The 2,767-nt window shown below is 34.6% G+C and carries 4 protein-coding genes; all 4 read right to left on the reverse strand.

Annotated elements, in window-relative coordinates:
* Positions 1 to 85 precede the first annotated feature (85 nt).
* The gene (locus tag Q0X77_RS15320; RefSeq protein ID WP_297798682.1) at positions 86 to 688 is read right to left on the reverse strand and encodes a hypothetical protein; all 603 of its coding nucleotides are present in this window, start codon (positions 686 to 688) and stop codon (positions 86 to 88) included.
* A 216-nt stretch (positions 689 to 904) separates the two neighbouring features.
* Positions 905 to 1,396, reverse strand: a complete 492-nt coding sequence (locus Q0X77_RS15325; protein WP_297798683.1) for a GNAT family N-acetyltransferase — start codon at positions 1,394 to 1,396, stop codon at positions 905 to 907.
* A 1-nt stretch (position 1,397) separates the two neighbouring features.
* The gene (locus Q0X77_RS15330) at positions 1,398 to 1,598 is read right to left on the reverse strand and encodes a DUF1778 domain-containing protein (protein ID WP_297798684.1); all 201 of its coding nucleotides are present in this window, start codon (positions 1,596 to 1,598) and stop codon (positions 1,398 to 1,400) included.
* A 200-nt stretch (positions 1,599 to 1,798) separates the two neighbouring features.
* Entirely contained in the window at positions 1,799 to 2,563 is a 765-nt protein-coding gene (locus tag Q0X77_RS15335; protein ID WP_297798685.1) for a DUF6090 family protein, read from the reverse strand.
* Positions 2,564 to 2,767 lie beyond the last annotated feature (204 nt).

The raw sequence follows: 2,767 nt of genomic DNA on the forward strand, positions 1-2,767 counted from the left end.
AAAAAAAGCGCAAGCTTTAAATTCTTGCGCTTAGTGAGCTATTTTGCATATGCGTTGTTGTACACTGGCTTTTTATCTAAGGTCTTTATTCATCAGTCTCTCCAAGGATCACTGGCGTTCCAAGAGCCGATTTGGTTAATTCAATTATTCCTGCCCTGTCATAGTATAAGAAGCAATGGCTAATTTTCATATTGTCATTGAACATATATACCATGTGTTGTCTCACGGATGTGGATTTATCCCCTATTGTGAGTGTTAAATCTGTATAGGCCAGTACCCCGGAACCTACAACTTTATAATAGTTAGAGGGTGAATTAATTTTTAACGGCAAAAAGGTGTTATTGGAAAAGTTCAAGGTGGCACCTGTAGTTTCCTGGTAGTTTTTCCACCAAGCAACGAGTTCATCTTTACCATTTATGGAATGGCGTGTCTCTGAGCTACCATCTGGCCAGTACCACATCATATCATCAGCCATATATTCAGCGTAAGCATCATGTTCATAATTTGCCAAATGGCCTAATGTTTTCAGGACGATATCTGAATATTCATCTGAGGCCATTTCCACCATTGGGACTTCTTTTTCTGCCAAAGCAGCATCTTCTTTCTTGGTTTCGGCGCAACTAGCAAATAGCAGGGCGCAAATCATAACTACGGTTTTTGAGAGCGTGTGGTTAGTTAGTGTTTTCATAATGTTATTTTAAGTTGATTATCAATTACTTAAATATAGTAAAATTTATTGGTCATATTTTCGAGCTTGTGTACAACGGTCCCGTATATGCCTTGTTGCGGTTATCGAAGCACTTTCTTGCCCACCTGAAGCGAACTTGGCTAAGAGGTGAAATCCTTGAATTTAGAGTTTTATCCGCCATAAGCTATATGCAATGTTGTGGTGCGTTTTTTTATCTCAAATTATCTGTTTTATTGTTTTCATTGGAAGGAACATCTTTTCACTATCAGGTAGCTTTTCAAAACCATACTTTTTATAAAACTTCACTGCATAATTGTTGATTGGGTCGACTACAACAGCCATAGCTCCAATACTTTCTTCCGATAAAGTAAAAGCTCTAAATAATGCATCTAAAAGAAGGTGTTCTCCAAGACCTGTTCCTTTTTCTTTTATGTCTCTGGCTAGTCGACCGAGTAGGATTACTGGAGCATTATAATTCTTGGGAACTCTATTGATATACTTTTCGGGTATTAGTTCTCTTCCCAGACTTTCACTCGTAAGAGTATAATAGCCAATTACATTTTTGTCTTTGTCCGTTGCAACGAAACATACTGCAAGTTTTTTCTTAACGTCTTGACTAACTTGTTTTTGAATATAGTCTGTTAATGGAGGCTCTTCGCATTCAAACCCCTTTCTATTGTGAGTTTTATCTAATATTGAAATATTCAATTCAAGATCTTTTTGATTTGTACCTCTTAGCAGCTTCTACCAAATTTTGATTTGGTTTTGTATTGCCAAATACAGCATCAAAAAATACTTGACGATCTTTCTCTGTAGCAATTATTCTGTCGTTTTTAGCAACAATTTCTTCAGCTTGTTTTTTAACTACACGAACAATAAAGCTGGTAAATGTTGAGACTGGTGCTTCCATGATAAACTTGTTTTATACAAATGTACGGCAAATAACCGTACAAAACAAATTTTATTCAAATGCACCACAACGGTCTCGGCTATGAGTAGTTGCGTGGGTTAGCACTTATCTTAGCAAGTACACACCAAACTGAAAATCCGCGAGGATTTTCAGAAGTAGGCGAGAACAAGCAATTACTTATAGCCATTGTTGTGCTTTCGTTATTTACATTTTTTATTTTTTAATAATTCTATAGGTTCTTGCATTTCCTTTTTTAAATTAGATAAATGTTGTTTCTGCCTGATTAACATAGCAATAAAAAAAACAAGATTATCTTGAAACTTTACGAATATTGGATTATTAGGCTCATTTGTCCAATCATTTTTTGGCAATAGATCTAATAGCTCTTTGTCGAGCTCTTGATTAAGGTAATCAATATCTTGAAACCCGAAATCACATATTAATTCAAAATCACTCATTCTTTTAAGAATTTCATTCCTATTCTCTTGAAGTAGATTTAGAATGTTATTCAAAAATGTACTATGCTGAATGAGTCTGTTTTTAAGTTCTAAATCCGTCAACAGTTTTAACTGTCCCGACGATGTTATGTCTTCAAATGTAATATTGCTGGGTACAAAAACGTCTTGTCTTAAAGCAAATACAAATTTATTAAGTATTTCACCTCTGTCATTAGGTGGTTTGTTTAAATCTAATATCAGCTCTTTACAAAGCTTTATTTTATCAGTTGTGAGTTTAGAAGTTTCATCAATTAATTTTTCATTTAGCTCAAAGTCGTCTAAAATTCTACAGTAATAATCAGCTTCGGCAATTTTATTTTTTCGGTTTTCATTCCAATTATTAATCTGCAAAGCAATTAAAATTCCAATAACGACAAGAATGATTTCTCCAATAGCATATTTAAAATACTTTCCAGTCTTTCCTTCCGAAAGTAAGTTTTGTCTAATTTTTCTAAAGAATTTTATCATTAGTTAGCGGTTTCTGATAATGAAGCACAACGGTCTGTGTATGGTGCGTATCCCGAAGGGTATGCACTATAGCATCGATGAAAAAGCAGTTAGTCAAGTATCTTTAAAGTTCTCTGAAACTATAAGATATGGAATCTCAACAAACTGCTCTACCAAAGCTATACATTGGTATCGACATTCACAAGCGAAGCTGGAAGGTTCATT

The organism is uncultured Eudoraea sp., assembly GCF_947258925.1.
GTDB lineage: Bacteria > Bacteroidota > Bacteroidia > Flavobacteriales > Flavobacteriaceae > Eudoraea.

Bases quoted from the DNA above. Each gene is read 5' to 3' on its own strand.
- Q0X77_RS15320 (WP_297798682.1), bottom strand. From the start codon at position 688: ATGAAAACACTAACTAACCACACGCTCTCAAAAACCGTAGTTATGATT.
- Q0X77_RS15330 (WP_297798684.1), bottom strand. From the start codon at position 1,598: ATGGAAGCACCAGTCTCAACATTTACCAGCTTTATTGTTCGTGTAGTT.
- Q0X77_RS15335 (WP_297798685.1), bottom strand. From the start codon at position 2,563: ATGATAAAATTCTTTAGAAAAATTAGACAAAACTTACTTTCGGAAGGA.